Source organism: Streptomyces poriferorum, from assembly GCF_019399235.1.
GTDB classification, from domain to species: domain Bacteria; phylum Actinomycetota; class Actinomycetes; order Streptomycetales; family Streptomycetaceae; genus Streptomyces; species Streptomyces poriferorum.
The window spans coordinates 1-16,555 of sequence record NZ_JAELVH010000198.1 but is presented as its reverse complement, the minus strand read 5'-3'; the positions used below and the strand labels follow the sequence as shown (position 1 = coordinate 16,555).

14 protein-coding genes are annotated in these 16,555 nt (G+C 70.3%); 10 read left to right on the top strand and 4 right to left on the bottom strand.

Features of this window, described 5'->3' with window-relative positions; genetic code table 11:
* From JGS39_RS28040 to JGS39_RS28030, 3 genes are all read right to left on the bottom strand, one after another.
* Positions 1-357 (bottom strand): NADH-quinone oxidoreductase subunit C (locus JGS39_RS28040; RefSeq protein WP_219572391.1); only part of this gene is annotated, 357 nt, incomplete at its 3' end.
* Positions 354-1,046, bottom strand: a complete 693-nt coding sequence (locus JGS39_RS28035; RefSeq protein ID WP_219572390.1) for an NADH-quinone oxidoreductase subunit B — start codon at positions 1,044-1,046, stop codon at positions 354-356. The genes JGS39_RS28035 and JGS39_RS28040, both read right to left, overlap by 4 nt.
* The gene (locus JGS39_RS28030) at positions 1,037-1,456 is read right to left on the bottom strand and encodes an NADH-quinone oxidoreductase subunit A (protein WP_371604792.1); all 420 of its coding nucleotides are present in this window, start codon (positions 1,454-1,456) and stop codon (positions 1,037-1,039) included. Before JGS39_RS28030 ends, JGS39_RS28035 begins: the two co-directional genes overlap by 10 nt.
* Positions 1,457-1,708: 252 nt before the next feature.
* Here JGS39_RS28030 and JGS39_RS28025 point away from each other — a divergent pair, with 252 nt between their 5' ends.
* The 6 genes from JGS39_RS28025 to JGS39_RS28000 all read left to right on the top strand — a co-directional run bounded on the left by JGS39_RS28025 (position 1,709) and on the right by JGS39_RS28000 (position 11,055).
* On the top strand, positions 1,709-2,911 hold the full coding sequence (locus JGS39_RS28025; RefSeq protein WP_219572389.1) for a sensor histidine kinase: 1,203 nt from the start codon (positions 1,709-1,711) through the stop codon (positions 2,909-2,911).
* Positions 2,912-3,156: 245 nt separating this feature from the next.
* Positions 3,157-4,512 (top strand): sensor histidine kinase, encoded by a 1,356-nt coding sequence (locus JGS39_RS28020; RefSeq protein WP_219572388.1) that lies wholly within the window; start codon positions 3,157-3,159, stop codon positions 4,510-4,512.
* 285 nt (positions 4,513-4,797) lie between these two features.
* Positions 4,798-5,457 (top strand): response regulator transcription factor, encoded by a 660-nt coding sequence (locus tag JGS39_RS28015; protein WP_148022109.1) that lies wholly within the window; start codon positions 4,798-4,800, stop codon positions 5,455-5,457.
* 428 nt (positions 5,458-5,885) lie between these two features.
* Complete coding sequence (locus JGS39_RS28010; protein WP_219572387.1) at positions 5,886-7,841, top strand: 2-oxoacid:acceptor oxidoreductase subunit alpha; 1,956 nt, start codon at positions 5,886-5,888, stop codon at positions 7,839-7,841.
* Entirely contained in the window at positions 7,834-8,892 is a 1,059-nt protein-coding gene (locus tag JGS39_RS28005; protein ID WP_219572386.1) for a 2-oxoacid:ferredoxin oxidoreductase subunit beta, read from the top strand. The genes JGS39_RS28010 and JGS39_RS28005 overlap by 8 nt, the downstream gene beginning before the upstream one ends.
* A gap of 207 nt (positions 8,893-9,099) precedes the next feature.
* The gene (locus tag JGS39_RS28000) at positions 9,100-11,055 is read left to right on the top strand and encodes an APC family permease (RefSeq protein WP_219572385.1); all 1,956 of its coding nucleotides are present in this window, start codon (positions 9,100-9,102) and stop codon (positions 11,053-11,055) included.
* 69 nt (positions 11,056-11,124) lie between these two features.
* Here JGS39_RS28000 and JGS39_RS27995 read toward each other — a convergent pair whose 3' ends face one another.
* A complete protein-coding gene (locus JGS39_RS27995) occupies positions 11,125-11,541 on the bottom strand; it encodes a winged helix-turn-helix transcriptional regulator (RefSeq protein WP_236064037.1) in 417 nt (138 codons plus the stop codon).
* Between the two features lie 125 nt (positions 11,542-11,666).
* Between JGS39_RS27995 and JGS39_RS27990 the strand changes: the two genes are divergently transcribed.
* From JGS39_RS27990 to JGS39_RS27975, 4 genes are all read left to right on the top strand, one after another.
* Complete coding sequence (locus JGS39_RS27990; protein ID WP_219572383.1) at positions 11,667-12,527, top strand: SDR family oxidoreductase; 861 nt, start codon at positions 11,667-11,669, stop codon at positions 12,525-12,527.
* Between the two features lie 141 nt (positions 12,528-12,668).
* Complete coding sequence (gene rarD / locus JGS39_RS27985) at positions 12,669-13,655, top strand: EamA family transporter RarD (RefSeq protein WP_219572382.1); 987 nt, start codon at positions 12,669-12,671, stop codon at positions 13,653-13,655.
* Between the two features lie 61 nt (positions 13,656-13,716).
* Entirely contained in the window at positions 13,717-15,291 is a 1,575-nt protein-coding gene (locus JGS39_RS27980) for an FAD-dependent monooxygenase (protein ID WP_219572381.1), read from the top strand.
* Between the two features lie 56 nt (positions 15,292-15,347).
* The coding region (locus JGS39_RS27975) for a hypothetical protein (RefSeq protein ID WP_219572380.1) at positions 15,348-16,555 on the top strand (1,208 nt) is incomplete at its 3' end.

Sequence of the window (16,555 nt, the reverse complement as noted above, 5' to 3'; positions counted from 1 at the left end):
GGTCTCGCGCTCGTGCCAGTCGGCGCCGGCGTACACACCGATCGCGGTGGGCAGCACGGCCGCCTCGTGCGGAACCGTCGTACGGACCAGCAGTCGACGGACGTTGCCGCCGCCCGCGTCCGGCAGCGCGGCGACATGGGCGCAGACCCGGAAGCCGGTGCCCGGTTCGTCCACGGCGCTCAGCCAGTCGAAGTAGGTGCAGCCGAGCCGGTCGCGCGCCGTTTCGAGGGCGGTGGTCCAGGACGCGGGCGGCACGTCGACGGTCAGCAGTTCGTGCGCCTGCTCCGCCGTGGCGTCCTCGCCGAAGATCTCGGTGACGGCGTCCGGGAGCCGGCCGTAGCTTTCGGCGGCGGTCACTTCCCCTCCTCCCCGGACGAATCCGCCGAATCCGTCGAGTCGGACGAGTCCGCCGAGTCGGACGTGCCCGGCGTCGGCGGTGCGGCGACCAGGCCGCTGCGGAGCGCGGCGGTGGAGGGGCGGCTGCCGGCGCCCGTCGCGTAGCGCTCACCGAGCGACTCGCGCGCGATCTTCTCCTGAAGCTTGAGAATGCCCTGGAGCAGGGCCTCCGGCCGGGGCGGGCAGCCGGGTACGTAGACGTCGACCGGAATGATCTGGTCGACGCCCTTCGTCACGGAGTACGAGTCCCAGTACGGGCCACCGCAGTTGGAGCAGGCGCCGAAGGAGATGACGTACTTGGGCTCGGGCATCTGCTCGTACAGCCGCTTCACCGCGGGCGCCATCTTGTCCGTCACCGTGCCCGAGACGATCATGAGGTCGGCCTGGCGGGGCCCCGGGGCGAAGGGGATCACACCGAGCCGGATGAAGTCGTGGCGGGCCATGGAGGCTGCGATGAACTCGATGGCGCAGCAGGCGAGTCCGAAGTTGAAGACCCAGAGGCTGTAGCGGCGGCCCCAGTTGAGGACCACCTTCATCGGCTCGGGCGCCAGCCGGGAGAGCACCCCCAGGCGCTTCGGTTCCGGGAGGAACGTGGGTACGGGGGCGACTTCGGCACCCGAATCGGAGGACGACGGGCTCGTCACGTCCATTCGAGGACGCCCTTCTTCCATGCATAGAGCAGTCCCACGGCCAGGAAACCGAGGAAGATGAACATTTCCACCAGCGTCGTCGCGCCGTATCCGGGCGCGGCGAAGACGGTTGCCCAAGGGAACAGGAAGATCGAGTCGACGGCGAAGATCACGTACAGGAAGGCGTAGACGTAGTAGCGGACCTGGGTGTGTGCCCAGCCCTCCCCCACGGGGTCCACGCCGCATTCGTACGTGAGGAGCTTCTCCGGCGTCGGCACCACGGGACGCAGCAGCCGGCCGGCTCCGAAGGCGACGGCGACGAACAGCACGCCGATCACCGCGATCAGCCCGACCACCGAGTAGCTGTGGAAGTAGTCCGACGCGAGAACGGCCGATCCGGACGGACTCGTCACGTCCGGCAGAGCCGTCAGGTCCGTCACATCCGGCAGAGCCGTCACGTCGGGCAGAGCTGTCAGGTCCGTCACGTCCGGCAGGCCCGTCACGTCCGTCACATCCGCCCCCTCGCTCCCTCAGAACCTGTTCGCCGATCTGTACGCACGGGAGTCTAGGCCCTGTAAAGGGACGGTAAGCAGTTGCGTCGGGCAACTGGTAGGGATATCCCTACTTCGCCCCCACCCACGAGCCCCATGGCGTCCGGGGGCCGGGCCCGGCAGGCTGGTCGTATGACCATGAGCCCCCAGGTGCCCGACCACGACGGGCCACCTCCCGTCCGCTTCGCCTTCGACCGGTGGACGTGGAAGGAGATCGCGCATCTCCTCTCCAATCTGCCGATGGCGATCGCCGGATTCGTCTACACCGTGCTGATGGTCTCCATCGGTGTGGGGCTGGCGGTCACGGTGATCGGTCTGCCGTTGCTGGCGCTGGGGCTCCAGGGCGCCCGACTGCTGGGGCGGGCCGAGCGGGGCCGGGCGCGGGGGCTGCTCGGCGTACGGATCGAGGAGCCGAGCCCGATGGCCCGGGTCCGCCGGGAGGACGGGTTCTTCGCCTGGCTGTGGTCGAGCCTGAAGGATCCGGTCGGCTGGCGCTCGGTGCTGTACTCGTTCATACGGCTGCCGTGGGGCGTGGTCACCTTCGCTGTGACACTCGTTGGCCTTTTCGTCCTGTGGCCGGTACTCCCCTATATCGCTCGGTTCCTGACCAACGCCGACCGAGGAATGGTGCGCGGGCTGCTCTCTCCCTCCGACGAACTGGAACGCCGGATCGCCGAGCTGGAGTCGGACCGCGGTGTGGTCGTGGACACGGCCGCCGCCGACCTCCGCCGCATCGAGCGTGACCTCCACGACGGGGCCCAGGCCCGGCTCGTCGCCCTCGCCATGGACCTGGGGCTGGCGAAGGAGAAGCTGACCGACGACCCGGAGGCCGCGGCCAAGATGGTCGACGAGGCACACGGCGAGGTCAAGGTCGCCCTCCAGGAACTCCGCGACCTCGCCCGCGGCATCCACCCCGCCGTCCTCACCGACCGCGGCCTCGACGCCGCACTCTCCGCCATCGCCTCCCGCTGCACCGTCCCCGTGACCGTCGAGGTCGACCTGGCGTCCCGCCCCGCGCAGGCCATAGAAGGCATCGCCTACTTCACCGTGTCCGAGCTGCTGCAGAACGTCAGCAAGCACGCCCGCGCCACCCGCGCCTCCGTCGACGTGTGGCGGTCGGCCGACCGGCTGATGCTCCAGGTCACCGACAACGGACGGGGCGGAGCCTCGATGGACGGCGGTACGGGGATGTCGGGACTCGCCGAGCGGCTGGATGCGGTCGACGGGCTGTTCGTCCTCGACTCCCCGGCCGGCGGACCGACGACCGTCACCGCCGAACTGCCCTGGCGCGATCGCGAGAGCGAGAAGAGCGCGGCCGGAGCCCGTACCGCCTGACCCCGGCCGGGTGCCCCCTGCCGGTGACGGGCGAAAGCCCGCGGGCCGGGGTGGGGAAAACCCCCGGTCGAAGAGGGAGACCGCCCTCATGGTGCGCAGGCGTACGGGCGAGCACTCTTCTCAGTAGACGCACGCAGTACACAAACGGCACGCGGTGCAGCCCACGCAGACGCAGAAGCAGCCCACGCAGCACACGCAGCGGACACAGCGGACACAGCGGACACAGAAGAAACGGACGGAACCCCATGGCCACGGCATACGGACCGGACACGCGGGACCCCCAGCGGTCGGGTGGCGGTATGGAGAACCGCCTCGCGGCGAAGCGCTTCCTGCCGGCCGCTCTGCGGGCCCCTGTCGAGGCCAGGACCTGGCGTGAGTTCGTCTATCTCATGCTGAGCTTCCCGATCAGCACCGTGCTGTTCTGCTTCGCGATCACCATGGCCTCGCTGAGCGCCGGGCTGCTCATCACCTTCCTGGGAATCCCGCTCCTGGCCGCCGGCCTGGCCGCGTGCCGCGGCCTCGGCGTGCTGGAGCGGGCCCGGGCCCGTGCCCTGCTCAAGCTGGACGTGGCCGAGCCCGCCCCGGTGCGGGGCCGGACCGGCGGTCTGATGTCCTGGGTCGGGGCGGTCCTGAAGAGCGGGGTGTCCTGGCGGCACCTGCTCTACACGCTGCTGCACTTCCCGTGGGCGGTCTTCGCCTTCTGCGTCTCGCTGAGCCTGTGGACGTGGGGCTGGGCGGCCCTGACGTACCCGGTGTACGCCTGGGTCTTCCCCGCCTACGCGGGCATCGACGGGGTACAGCTGTACGGCGACAGCACGCACAACGTCTACCTCGACTCGCCGTTCGAACTCGCGCTGACCAGTGCCGTCGGCCTGGTGGTCGTCATGGCCACGGCGTGGGTCATCCGCGGTCTGGCCGCGGTGGACCGGCTGATGGTGTCCGGACTGCTGGGCCCGTCGCGGCTGGCGACGCGGGTCACGGAGCTGGAGTCGGACCGCGGTGTGGTCGTGGACACGGCCGCCGCCGACCTCCGCCGCATCGAGCGTGACCTCCACGACGGGGCCCAGGCCCGGCTCGTCGCCCTCGCCATGGACCTGGGGCTGGCGAAGGAGAAGCTGACCGACGACCCGGAGGCCGCGGCCAAGATGGTCGACGAGGCACACGGCGAGGTCAAGGTCGCCCTCCAGGAACTCCGCGACCTCGCCCGCGGCATCCACCCCGCCGTCCTCACCGACCGCGGCCTCGACGCCGCGCTCTCCGCCATCGCCTCCCGCTGCACCGTCCCCGTGACCGTCGAGGTCGACCTGGCGTCCCGCCCCGCGCAGGCCATAGAAGGCATCGCCTACTTCACCGTCTCCGAGCTGCTGCAGAACGTCAGCAAGCACGCCCGCGCCACCCGTGCCTCCGTCGACGTGTGGCGGTCGGCCGACCGGCTGATGCTCCAGGTCACCGACAACGGACGCGGCGGCGCCGACCTCACGGCGGGCAGCGGCCTGGCCGGTCTGACCGAGCGGCTGGACGCGGTGGACGGGATCCTCGTCGTCGAGTCCCCGGCGGGCGGCCCGACGAAGGTCACGGCCGAGCTGCCCTGGCGCGGCTGAGCCGCCGGCTCCCTTCCGTACCCGGTCGCCGGGCGGACCCGTACACCGGGCCGCCCGGCGACCGGCCGTTTCCAACCGCAAGGACCGCCCAGGACCGACCCTCACTCGGCCCGAACCCGGCCCGCCACGACGCAACTCCGCGAAGGCTCGCGGCGTCACTGCCGGTACTGGGATGCTGGACGGCGTACAGACAGGACAGCGGACCAGCGGACCAGCGGACCCGTAGACCTGTGAACAAGCGGACAACCGAACAGTGGGGGATTCAGCGTCGTGGTGGAGGACAGGGTGCGTGTAGTCATCGCCGAGGATTCGGTACTGCTCCGGGAAGGACTCACCCGGCTGCTGACCGATCTCGGGCATGACGTCGTGGCGGGCGTCGGTGACGCGGAGGCGCTGATCAAGACGGTGGGCGACCTCGCCGGGCAGGACGCACTGCCCGATGTGGTGGTCGCCGACGTACGGATGCCGCCGACGCACACCGACGAGGGCGTGCGGGCCGCGGTGCGGCTGCGCAAGGAGTATCCGGGGATCGGTGTGCTGGTCCTGTCGCAGTACGTCGAGGAGCAGTACGCCACCGAGTTGCTGGCCGGGTCCAGCCGGGGTGTGGGGTATCTGCTGAAGGACCGGGTCGCCGAGGTCCGCGAGTTCGTGGACGCGGTGGTCCGGGTGGCTCAGGGCGGCACGGCGCTGGACCCGGAGGTGGTGGCGCAGCTGCTGGGCCGGAGCCGCAAGCAGGACGTGCTGGCCGGGCTGACGCCGCGTGAGCGCGAGGTGCTCGGCCTGATGGCGGAGGGGCGGACGAACTCGGCGGTGGCCAGGCAGCTCGTGGTGAGCGACGGCGCGGTGGAGAAGCACGTCAGCAACATCTTCCTGAAGCTGGGGCTGTCCCCCAGCGACGGTGACCACCGGCGCGTCCTGGCCGTGCTGACCTATCTGAACTCCTGAGCGCCCAAGCTCCTGAGCTCCCGAACCGTCCGAACCCCCGAACCGTCCGGACTCCAGAACTGTCCGGACTCCAGAACCGTCCGAACCCCCGGTTTCCCGAACCGACCGAACCCCCGGACCCCGCCCGAACTCCTGAACTCCTGATGCCGCACCGCGATATCTGACATCCTGTCAGATATCTTTGGAGGCACTCCCCGCACCGCTCCGACCAGGCAACCCGCGACTCGCTCCACGCTGACTCCACCAAAGGTCCGACGAGGAACCGCGCGGCTGATGAATCATGACGGAACAGCACCGAAAAGCGTCTCAAAACGCCGTCCACCATGTGATCGGCCAGAGGAAGGCGACCCTTACAGACGTAGGGTGGGGCTGGGGACCGCCGGCGGGCCGGATGGTTCCGAGCCGCCGCGCCGAGGGAGGTCCAGTAAGTGACCAGCCAGGTCAGTAGCCCAGCCGAACAGGCCGATGAGGCCAGTGAGGCACTCGTAGGGGGACAGCGTGCCCCCCAGTCCGCAACAGCAGGCAACGGCGAGAAAGAGATCCGCCGCCTGGACCGGGTGATCATCCGCTTCGCGGGTGACTCCGGAGACGGCATGCAGCTCACGGGTGACCGGTTCACCTCGGAGACCGCTTCCTTCGGGAACGACCTCTCCACGCTGCCGAACTTCCCCGCCGAGATCCGTGCCCCCGCAGGAACCCTGCCGGGTGTGTCCTCGTTCCAGCTCCACTTCGCCGACCACGACATCCTGACCCCGGGCGACGCCCCGAACGTGCTGGTCGCGATGAACCCGGCGGCGCTCAAGGCCAATATCGCCGACGTTCCGCGTGGTGCCGACATCATCGTCAACACCGACGAGTTCACCAAGCGGCCGATGGCGAAGGTGGGTTACGAGACCAGTCCGCTGGAGGACGGCTCGCTGGAGGCGTACCAAGTCCATCCAGTGCCGCTGACCACGCTCACCATCGAGGCACTGAAGGAGTTCGGGCTCTCCCGCAAGGAGGCCGAGCGCTCCAAGAACATGTTCGCGCTGGGCCTGCTGTCGTGGATGTACCACCGGCCCACCGAGAACACGGAGAAGTTCCTGCGGGCCAAGTTCGCCAAGAAGCCGCAGATCGCCGAGGCGAACGTGGCGGCGTTCCGGGCCGGGTGGAACTTCGGGGAGACCACGGAGGACTTCGCGGTCAGCTACGAGGTGGCTCCCGCGACCCATGCCTTCCCCACCGGCACGTACCGCAACATCTCGGGGAACCTGGCGCTGTCCTACGGCCTGATCGCCGCGGGCCGGCAGGCGGACCTGCCGCTGTACCTGGGCTCGTACCCGATCACCCCGGCCTCGGACATCCTGCACGAACTGTCCCGGCACAAGAACTTCGGCGTACGCACCTTCCAGGCCGAGGACGAGATCGCCGGCATCGGCGCCGCGCTCGGCGCGGCCTTCGGCGGCAGCCTCGCGGTCACGACCACCTCCGGCCCGGGCGTGGCCCTCAAGTCCGAGACGATCGGCCTGGCCGTCTCCCTCGAACTGCCCCTGCTCATCATCGACATCCAGCGCGGCGGCCCGTCCACCGGCCTGCCCACCAAGACCGAGCAGGCCGACCTCCTCCAGGCGATGTACGGGCGCAACGGCGAGGCCCCGGTGCCGATCGTGGCCCCGAAGACCCCGGCGGACTGCTTCGACGCGGCACTCGACGCCGCCCGGATCGCCCTGACCTACCGCACCCCGGTCTTCCTGCTCTCCGACGGCTACCTGGCCAACGGCTCCGAGCCGTGGCGCATCCCGGAGGTCGACGAACTCCCCGACCTGCGCGTCCAGTTCACCCAGGGCCCGAACCACGAGCTGGCCGACGGCACCGAGGTGTTCTGGCCCTACAAGCGCGACCCGCAGACCCTGGCCCGCCCCTGGGCCGTTCCGGGCACGCCCGGTCTCGAACACCGCATCGGCGGCATCGAGAAGCAGGACGGCACCGGGAACATCTCGTACGACCCCGCCAACCACGACTTCATGGTCCGCACCCGCCAGGCCAAGGTGGACGGCATCGAGGTCCCGGACCTGGAGGCCGACGACCCGGCGGGGGCGAAGACCCTGGTGCTCGGCTGGGGATCGACGTACGGCCCCATCACCGCCGCCGTCCGCCGGCTGCGCGCCGCGGGGCAGCCGATCGCGCAGGCCCATCTGCGCCACCTCAATCCGTTCCCGCGGAATCTCGGCGAGGTGCTGAAGCGTTACGACAAGGTGGTCGTCCCCGAGATGAACCTCGGGCAGCTGGCCATGCTCATCCGGGCCAAGTACCTGGTGGACGCGCACAGTTACACCCAGGTCAACGGCATGCCGTTCAAGGCCGAGCAGCTTGCGACGGCCCTTCAGGAGGCCATCGATGGCTGAGACCAACGAACTGCTCCAGCTGGTGCCGAAGGCCGAGGCCAAGCAGTCCATGAAGGACTTCAAGTCCGACCAGGAAGTGCGCTGGTGCCCCGGCTGCGGTGACTACGCGGTCCTCGCCGCCGTGCAGGGCTTCATGCCCGACCTCGGGCTGGCGAAGGAGAACATCGTCTTCGTCTCCGGCATCGGCTGCTCCTCCCGTTTCCCGTACTACATGAACACGTACGGGATGCACTCGATCCACGGCCGCGCCCCGGCGATCGCCACCGGACTCGCGTCCTCCAGACGGGACCTGAGCGTCTGGGTGGTCACGGGGGACGGCGACGCGCTGTCCATCGGCGGCAACCACCTCATCCACGCCCTGCGCCGCAACGTGAACCTGAAGATCCTGCTGTTCAACAACCGGATCTACGGGCTCACCAAGGGGCAGTACTCCCCCACCTCCGAGGTCGGCAAGATCACCAAGTCGACGCCGATGGGTTCGCTCGACGCCCCCTTCAACCCGGTGTCCCTGGCCATCGGCGCGGAGGCCTCGTTCGTCGCCCGTACCGTCGACTCCGACCGCAAGCACCTCACGAGCGTGCTGCGCGCGGCCGCCGACCACCCCGGTACGGCGCTGGTGGAGATCTACCAGAACTGCAACATCTTCAACGACGGCGCGTTCGAGGTCATGAAGGACAAGGACCGGGCCCAGGAGGCCGTGATCCGGCTGGAGCACGGCCGGCCGATCCTCTTCGGCACGGACGACTCCAAGGGCGTCGTACGGGACTCGCTGACGGGTGATCTGCAGGTGGTCGCCGTCACCGAGGAGAACCGCTCGCAGATCCTCGTCCACGACGCGCACGCCCCCAGCCCGACCACGGCGTTCGCGCTGTCCCGGCTGGCCGATCCGGACACCCTGCACCACACCCCGATCGGAGTGCTGCGCGACGTCGAACGGCCGGTCTACGACACCCTTATGGCCGACCAGCTCGACACAGCCGTCGAACAGCAGGGCAAGGGCGACCTGGGCGCCCTGCTCGCGGGCAACGACAACTGGACCGTGGCCGGCTAGGGAGCGTCCGCGAAGTATCGTCGTCCGCCTGGCGGGCCGGACGAGACATCGCGGACACGGCCCAAGGGCTGCACCAAGGACCGAAGGCGCCCCCGGAAGCGGATCCCGGGGGCGCCTCCACCTGTCGTGAGCCCCGAACGGGCTGTCTTCCGAGACATCCGGCGATTGCGGGGCAGGCCCTGCCCGGCCGCCGCGCACCATGGGGTCATGGCCCTGGACCGCCCGGCGTACCGCATCAAACGGCAGTTGCTCGGCAAGCCGCTGACCACCGAGCACATCAGCGACGAGAAGCTGGGCAACCGGACAGCGCTCGGGGTGCTCGCCTCGGACTGCATCAGCTCGTCCGCGTACGGCTCCGAGGAGATGCTCCGGGTCCTGGTGCCCGTCGTGGGGGCCGCGGCGTTCACTCTGCTCATGCCGGTCACGTTCGCGATCCTGCTGGTCCTGCTGCTGCTGACACTCTGTTACAGCGATGTGGTGACGATCTACACCCGGGCGGGCGGGTCGTACGTCGTGGCCCGGGAGAACTTCGGGCCGAACGTCGCGCAGATCGCCGCCGTGGCACTGCTCGTCGACTACATCGTCACCGTCGCCGTGCAGGTCTCGGCCGGTACGAACGCCCTCATCTCGCTCGCCCATCTGGCCGGGGGCGGCTTCACCGGCCTGGACCATCTCCAGCTCCCGGTCTCCGTGGCAGTGATCGTGATCCTCGCGTACGGAAACCTGCGCGGGGTACGCGAGGCGGGCCGCCTCTTCGCCCTGCCCGCCTATCTCTTCATGGCCGCCGTCGGACTGATCATGCTCGCCGCCGCGCTGCGCGGCCTGACCGGCGGGCTGCCGCACGCCGATCTGCACGCCGCCGGGGTCGTGCCGCTCGGCTCCCCGGGCGACGGCTGGCTCTACGGCGCCTCGCTCTTCATCGTGCTGCGGGCGTTCGCCAACGGCGGCTCGTCCCTCACCGGGCTCGAAGCGATCTCCAACGGCATCTCCGCGTTCCGCGAGCCCCAGGGCCGCAACGCGCGCCGCACCCTCATCACCATGAGCGTGATCCTCGGCGTCCTGGTACTCGGCGTCTCCACGCTGGCGCACTACACCCACGCCGTCCCGTACACCGACGGCACACCGACCGTCATCGCGCAGGAGGCCCATCTCGCCTTCGGTAGCGGGGTGCTCGGCACGGCCGGGCTGGTCTTCGTGCAGCTGGCGACCGCGCTGGTCCTCTACGCCGGGGCCAACACCCCGTTCACCGGCTTCCCCTACCTGGCCAGTTTCGTCGCCGAGGACCGGTTCCTGCCGCGGGTGCTGACGCGGCGCGGGCACCGCCTCGCGTTCTCCAACGGCATCATCGCGCTGACCGTCGTCTCACTGGCGCTGCTGCTGGCGACCGGCGCCAGCGTCGACAAGCTGGTGGCGCTGTACGCGATCGGTGTGTTCACCGCGTTCACCATGGCGGGGGCCGGCCTCACCGTCCACCACCTTCGGCGCCGGGAGCGGTACCGCAGGTGGAAGATCGCGCTCAACGGCCTCGCCGCGGCCACCTCGGCCGCCGTCGTGCTGATCTTCGCCGTCACCAAGTTCACCGAGGGTGCCTGGCTCGTCGTGGTCGTCTTCCCGCTCGGGGTGTGGGCGCTCATGCGGATCAACCGCGAGTACCGGCGCGAGGCCACGGTGCTCCAGGGCATCCAGGCACCGGGCGCGGACCGGGCGGCCTTCCGCCGCCATCTGGTCATGGTCCTCGTCGAATCCCTCGACCTGGCGTCGCTGAAGGCGCTGCGGTACGCGCACGAGCTGCGCCCCGACGAGATCCGGGCGGTGCACTTCGCGATCGACGAGGCCCATGCCAGGCGGCTGGCCACCCGTTGGGAGGGGACGGCCGCCACGTCCGTGGCGCTGGAGCTGGTGGAGTGCCCGGACCGGCGGCTGCGCCACGCCATGAAGGAACTCGCGTTCCGGACCACCGAGGACGGGGAGACCTGGCTGACGGTCCTGGTGCCCCGGCGCACGTACAGCAACGCGCTCGGCAAGCTGCTGCACCGGGGAACGGGCGAGAAGATGGCGAAATCGCTGACCCGGCTGCCGCACGTGGTGGTGACGATCCTGCCGTTCGACGTCTCGCGGGAGCTGCGGGCACTGGAGGAGCGGCGCCGTCAGCGGACGACCTGACCTCGGCGACGCCCCGCACAGACGGGCACCCCGTACAGGCGGACGAACGGCACCGGCGGACGCCCGGGCTCAGGCGGACGCCCCGCTCTCCTTGCGCGCGTCGTACGCCGTGCGCGCCGCGTCCACCGCGTCCAGACTCCGTTCCGACCAGCGCGCCAGGGCCCACACCTGCTCGGCGGCCTCCCGGCCCAGGTCCGTGAGGGAGTAGTCCACCCGCGGCGGGATCACCGGCTTGGCGTCCCGGTCGACGAAGCCGTCCCGCTCCAGGGTCTGGAGGGTCTGCGCCAGCATCTTCTCGCTGACACCGCCGACCTCGCGGCGCAGCTCGCTGAAGCGGAACGAGCGCTCCAGCAGGGCGGCGAGCACCAGGACGCCCCAGCGGCTGGTGACGTGTTCGAGGACCAGTCGCGAGGGGCACATCGGCTTCCGGACGTCGGCCCCCGCCGCAAGCCACTCACCGAGCCGTGTGCCGGGCCGCCGTTCCATGTTGCTTACGCTCATGCCAGTACCTTACTTCAAAGTGGGTACTTTCGTTTGGTTAGTGCACTCCCTAAGGTGAGTACCAGAGCGCACGAACAGAAACATGAGTACCTGAAGAGGAGAAACACCCCATGAGCATCGTCGTCACCGGAGCCACCGGAGAGCTCGGCCGACTCGTCGTCGAGCAGCTGCTGACCACCGTCCCCGCGAGCGGCATCGCCTCCGTCGTCCGCGACAAGGAGAAGGCCGCCGGCCTCGCCGCACGCGGCGTGGAGCTCCGGATCGCCGACTACAACCGGCCCGAGACGCTGGCCGGCGCCTTCCGGGCCGGTGACCGGGTGCTGCTCATCTCCGGCAGCGAGGTCGGCAGCCGCGTCGCACAGCACGCCGCGGTCATCGACGCCGCGAAGGCGGCGGGCGTGGCACAGCTCGCCTACACCGGCATCCTCGGCGGCCCGGACGCGGACATCCGGCTGGCCGACGAGCACAAGGCGACCGAGCGGCTGATCCTCGACTCCGGCCTGCCGTACACGTTCCTGCGCAACGGCTGGTACACGGAGAACTACACCGTGAACCTGGCCCCGGTCCTGGCCCACGGCGCCGTCGTGGCCAACGCGGGCGAGGGCAGGATCGCCTCCGCCACGCGTGCCGACTACGCGGCCGCGGCCGCGGCCGTCCTGACCGGCGAGGGCCACCTCGGCAAGGCCTACGAGCTGAGCGGGGACGTCGCCTGGTCGCTCGCGGAGTACGCCGCCGAGATCGCCAAGGCCTCCGGCAAGGAGATCGTTTACAACAACGTCCCGGCCGCCGTCCACCAGGAGATCCTGGTCGGCGCCGGTGTGCCCGAGTTCTTCGCGGAGATCCTCACCGACGTGGACGAGGGCATCCGGCGCGGGCTCCTGGCCGGCACCAACGGCGACCTGGCCCGGCTGATCGGCCGCCCGACGACGCCACTCGCGGAGACCGTCGCCGCGGCGGTCGCGGCCCAGTAGGCACGCGGGCGCACCGCACGCCACGGACCCCCGCACCCGGCGTCATGACCGTCTGGCGATACGGCAATGACACCGGGCCGCGTCGGCGCTACCTTCGTCAGGTTGACGAAGCCGTCGACGGACACCTGCCAGGAGGGGCCCGTGAAGGGAAAGAACGAGCAGCGGGCCGGGCTCCTGTCCGGCGTGACGGCCTACGGGCTGTGGGGGGCCGTCCCGCTCTTCTGGCCGCTGCTGAAGCCGTCCGGCTCGGTCGAGATCCTCGCCCATCGGATGGTCTGGTCCCTCGGCGTCGTCGGCATCGCCCTGCTCATCCTGCGCCGCTGGGCCTGGATCGGCGAGCTGCTCCGGCAGCCGAAGAAGCTGGGGCTGATCACCGTCGCCGCGGCCGTGATCACCGTCAACTGGGGCCTGTACATCTGGTCCGTCAACAACGGGCACGTCGTCGAGGCCTCCCTCGGCTACTTCATCAATCCACTGGTGACCATCGCCATGGGCGTCCTGCTCCTCGGCGAACGGCTGCGCCCCGCGCAGTGGGTGGCGGTCGGCACGGGCGTCGCCGCGGTGCTCGTGCTGGCGATCGGTTACGGGCAGCCGCCGTGGATCTCGCTGGTCCTGGCGTTCTCGTTCGCGACGTACGGCCTGGCGAAGAAGAAGGTCAACATGGGCGGCCTGGAGTCGCTCACCGCCGAGACCGCGGTGCTGTTCGTGCCCGCGCTCGGCTACCTGGTGTGGCTGGGCACGCAGGGCGAGTCGACCTTCACCTCCGAGGGCGCCGGCCACACGGCTCTGCTCGCCGCCACCGGCCTGGTGACCGCCATCCCGCTGATCCTGTTCGGGGCGGCCGCGATCCGTGTACCGCTGTCCACGCTGGGCCTGCTGCAGTACCTGGCACCGGTCTTCCAGTTCGTTCTCGGAATCCTGTACTTCCACGAGGCGATGCCCCCGGAGCGATGGGCGGGCTTCGGCCTGGTCTGGATGGCCCTCATCCTGCTGACCTGGGATGCGCTGCGGACGTCCCGCCGTACGCGAGCGCAGGCACAGGCCGCACGACTGGCCGCGGCCAAGCAGGCCGCCACGGCGGCACCGGAGACACCGGAGGCTTCCGCCTCCCCTACACCCATTACCTAGTTGCTTTTTTAACTCGGTTGCGTTTTCCTGATGTCAACGGACACGCACCCGAGGAGTACGCATGCCCACATCCACGACCACCGTTCTGATCGTCGGCTCCGGGCCGACCGGACTGACTCTGGCCATCGATCTCGCCCGGCGGGCCGTCGCGGTGACGATCATCGACAAGGCCCCGCAGTTCCCGCGCAGCTCCCGCGCCAAGGGCCCCGACTCGCGCTCGCTGGAGGTCCTGGAAGACCTCGGAGTCGTCGAGGAGGTCCTGGCCGCCGGGGCCGCGCCACTGCCGATGCGCAAGTACCGGGGCGGGGTGGCGATCTCCGACGCCGCCCCCTTCGCGGACGTGCACCCGACACCCGACTCCCCGTACGCCCTGCCCCGGACGGTCGCCCAGTGGCGGCTGGAGGAGGTCCTGCGGGACCGGCTCGCGACGTACGGCGTACGGGTCGGGCTCGGCGCCGAACTGGTGGGGCTGGCCCAGGGCGACACCTCCGCGACAGCCACCCTGGCCGACGGCCGCGAGATCGAGGCGCGGTACGTCGTCGGCTGCGACGGCGGCCACAGCGCGGTGCGCAAACTGCTCGGCATCCCGTTCGAGGGAAAAACGGACGAGACACAGATGATGGTCTGCGGCGACGTCGAGGCCGAGGGACCGGACCGCGGAGTCTGGCACCAGTGGTTCGACGAGGACGGCGCCGTGATGCTCTGCCCGATCCCCGGCACCCGGTCGGGCTGGTGGTTCCAGGCCAGTCCGGAGACCGACGCCTCCGGTACTCCCGTACCCCCGTCACTGGACAGCTTCCAGCGGCTGTTCGCCAAGCACACGGGACTGCCGGGCACCCTCCTGTCCCGGGCCACACTGCTCTCCACCTACCGGGTCAACGAGCGCATGGTGGACCGCTACCGGGTGGGCCGGGCGTTCCTGGCGGGCGACGCCGCGCACGTGCACTCGATCGCGGGCGGACTGGGCATGAACACCGGCATCCAGGACGCGTACAACCTCGGCTGGAAACTCGCCCGGGTCGCCTCCGGCCGAGCGGACCCGGCCCTGCTCGACACGTACGAGGAGGAGCGGCTGCCCGTCGCGGCCGACGTCCTGGATCTCAGCGCGGAGCGGCTGCGGGCCACGCTGGAAGCGATCAAGAAGCCGGGCGGCGGTCTAGACTCGGCGAACACGCCGCTGCCCCACGGCCCGGGGTCCGGCTACCCCTGGAGCTCACTGGCCCGCCTCGGCGCCACGCCCCGGCTGCGCGCAGGCGACCGCGCCCCTGACGCACCCTGCCGCGACCTGGCCACCGGAAACCCTCTCCGGCTGTTCGAGGCCTTCTCCGGACCGCACTTCACTCTGCTCGGCTTCGGCGCGGGCACGGCACCAGAGCTGCGGAAGGCGTCGGTGGCGTACGAGGACGCGCTGCGGGCGTACGGAGTGGACGCGGGCGGCGCGTACAGAATGGACGCGGGTGGCGCGCGCGGCCTGGCCGATGACGGCGGCCATGCCCGTTCGGCGTACGGCATCGCGACGGGCGAGGACGTCCTGGTCCTGATCCGCCCGGACAACCACGTCGGACTGATCGTCCCGGCCGGAGAGCTGCGGGCGGTCGGGGAGTACCTCAACGCTGCGGCATTGGAGCGAGCTTGAGCGCGTCACGGTGGGTAATCCACCCCTGACGCACAGTTTATATTTTCCTCACACTTATGACCCGATCCTTGCGCACCTCCGGGACGTCACGCACGCTCCTGCGCACCGCGACCACCACCGCCGCCCTGTCCGCCCTCACACTCCTCGCCTGCGGGATCGCCCCCACCGCGGGCGCGGAGGACACGGTGCGGACCGTCAACCCGTCGGGCCTCGGCCCGACGGGCCCCTGGTTCCGGCTCCAGGAAACAACGCCCGACCGGGACCCCGGCATCCAGGAGGTCTCCCCGAAGCCCGACCCGGTCCATCTGAACGGCAGCCTGCGCCTGGCCATCGGCGCGGGCGAACAGGCCCAGGCCGCCCACTACTTCAACTCGACATGGACCCCCGAGCCGATGCAGCCGCTGCTGGACGCGGGCATCTCGTACTGGGCGTACACGGCGACCGAGGGCTCCAGCGTCACCAATATCGGCGCCAACCTCCAACTCCCGGCATCCTGCGGCGGATTCACCACCCTGTCGTTCGAGCCCGGCAGCAATACCGATGTCGAGGGCGAGGCGCTGAAGCCGGACACCTGGCAGAAGTACCGCTTCACCGCCGACTCGGTGATGCGGACCTCGCGTGCCGTGGCCGGCGTCCCGGCGGGCGGGGACGCCCCGCTGTCGCACTTCATCGCGGAGTGCGAGGGCGCGTACGGGGTGATCGCCAACGTCGGCAGGCTCGGCGACACGAAGGGCACCCTCAACACGTACGTCGACAACATCACCGCCGACGGCACCGCCTGGGACTTCGCCGTCACCGGCAAGGCGACGGCCGCGCTCACCGTCCCCGAGGAGATCGAGGCAGGGGACGGCCCCCGCCCCGCCGACGCCTCCTACACCGACCCGGAGGACGGCCCGCAGTACCCGGGCATCGGCACCCGCCTCACCCTCAAGGGACCGGCCGGCCTCCAGGCGGACCAGCTGACCGTCATGTCCGAGGGCGCCGAAGTCCCCCTGACCAAGGGGACGGACGGAACGCTCACCGGCGAACTGCGGACCAACCTCCGGGCGGGCGGCACGCTGGAGCCCGGCGGAAAGGCGGGCGCCGCCTTCACGCTCGCCGCCGCCGAGGGAGCGCCCACGGGCCCGCTCGACGTGACGACCGAACTGACCGTCACCATCGCCGGAGTCGACGGCCCGCAGCGCACCGGCGTCAGCGCGACGGACCGCACCCTGATCACCGCCGAGGACGTGGAGCCCAGTCCCTCGCCCAGCCCCACCCGCAC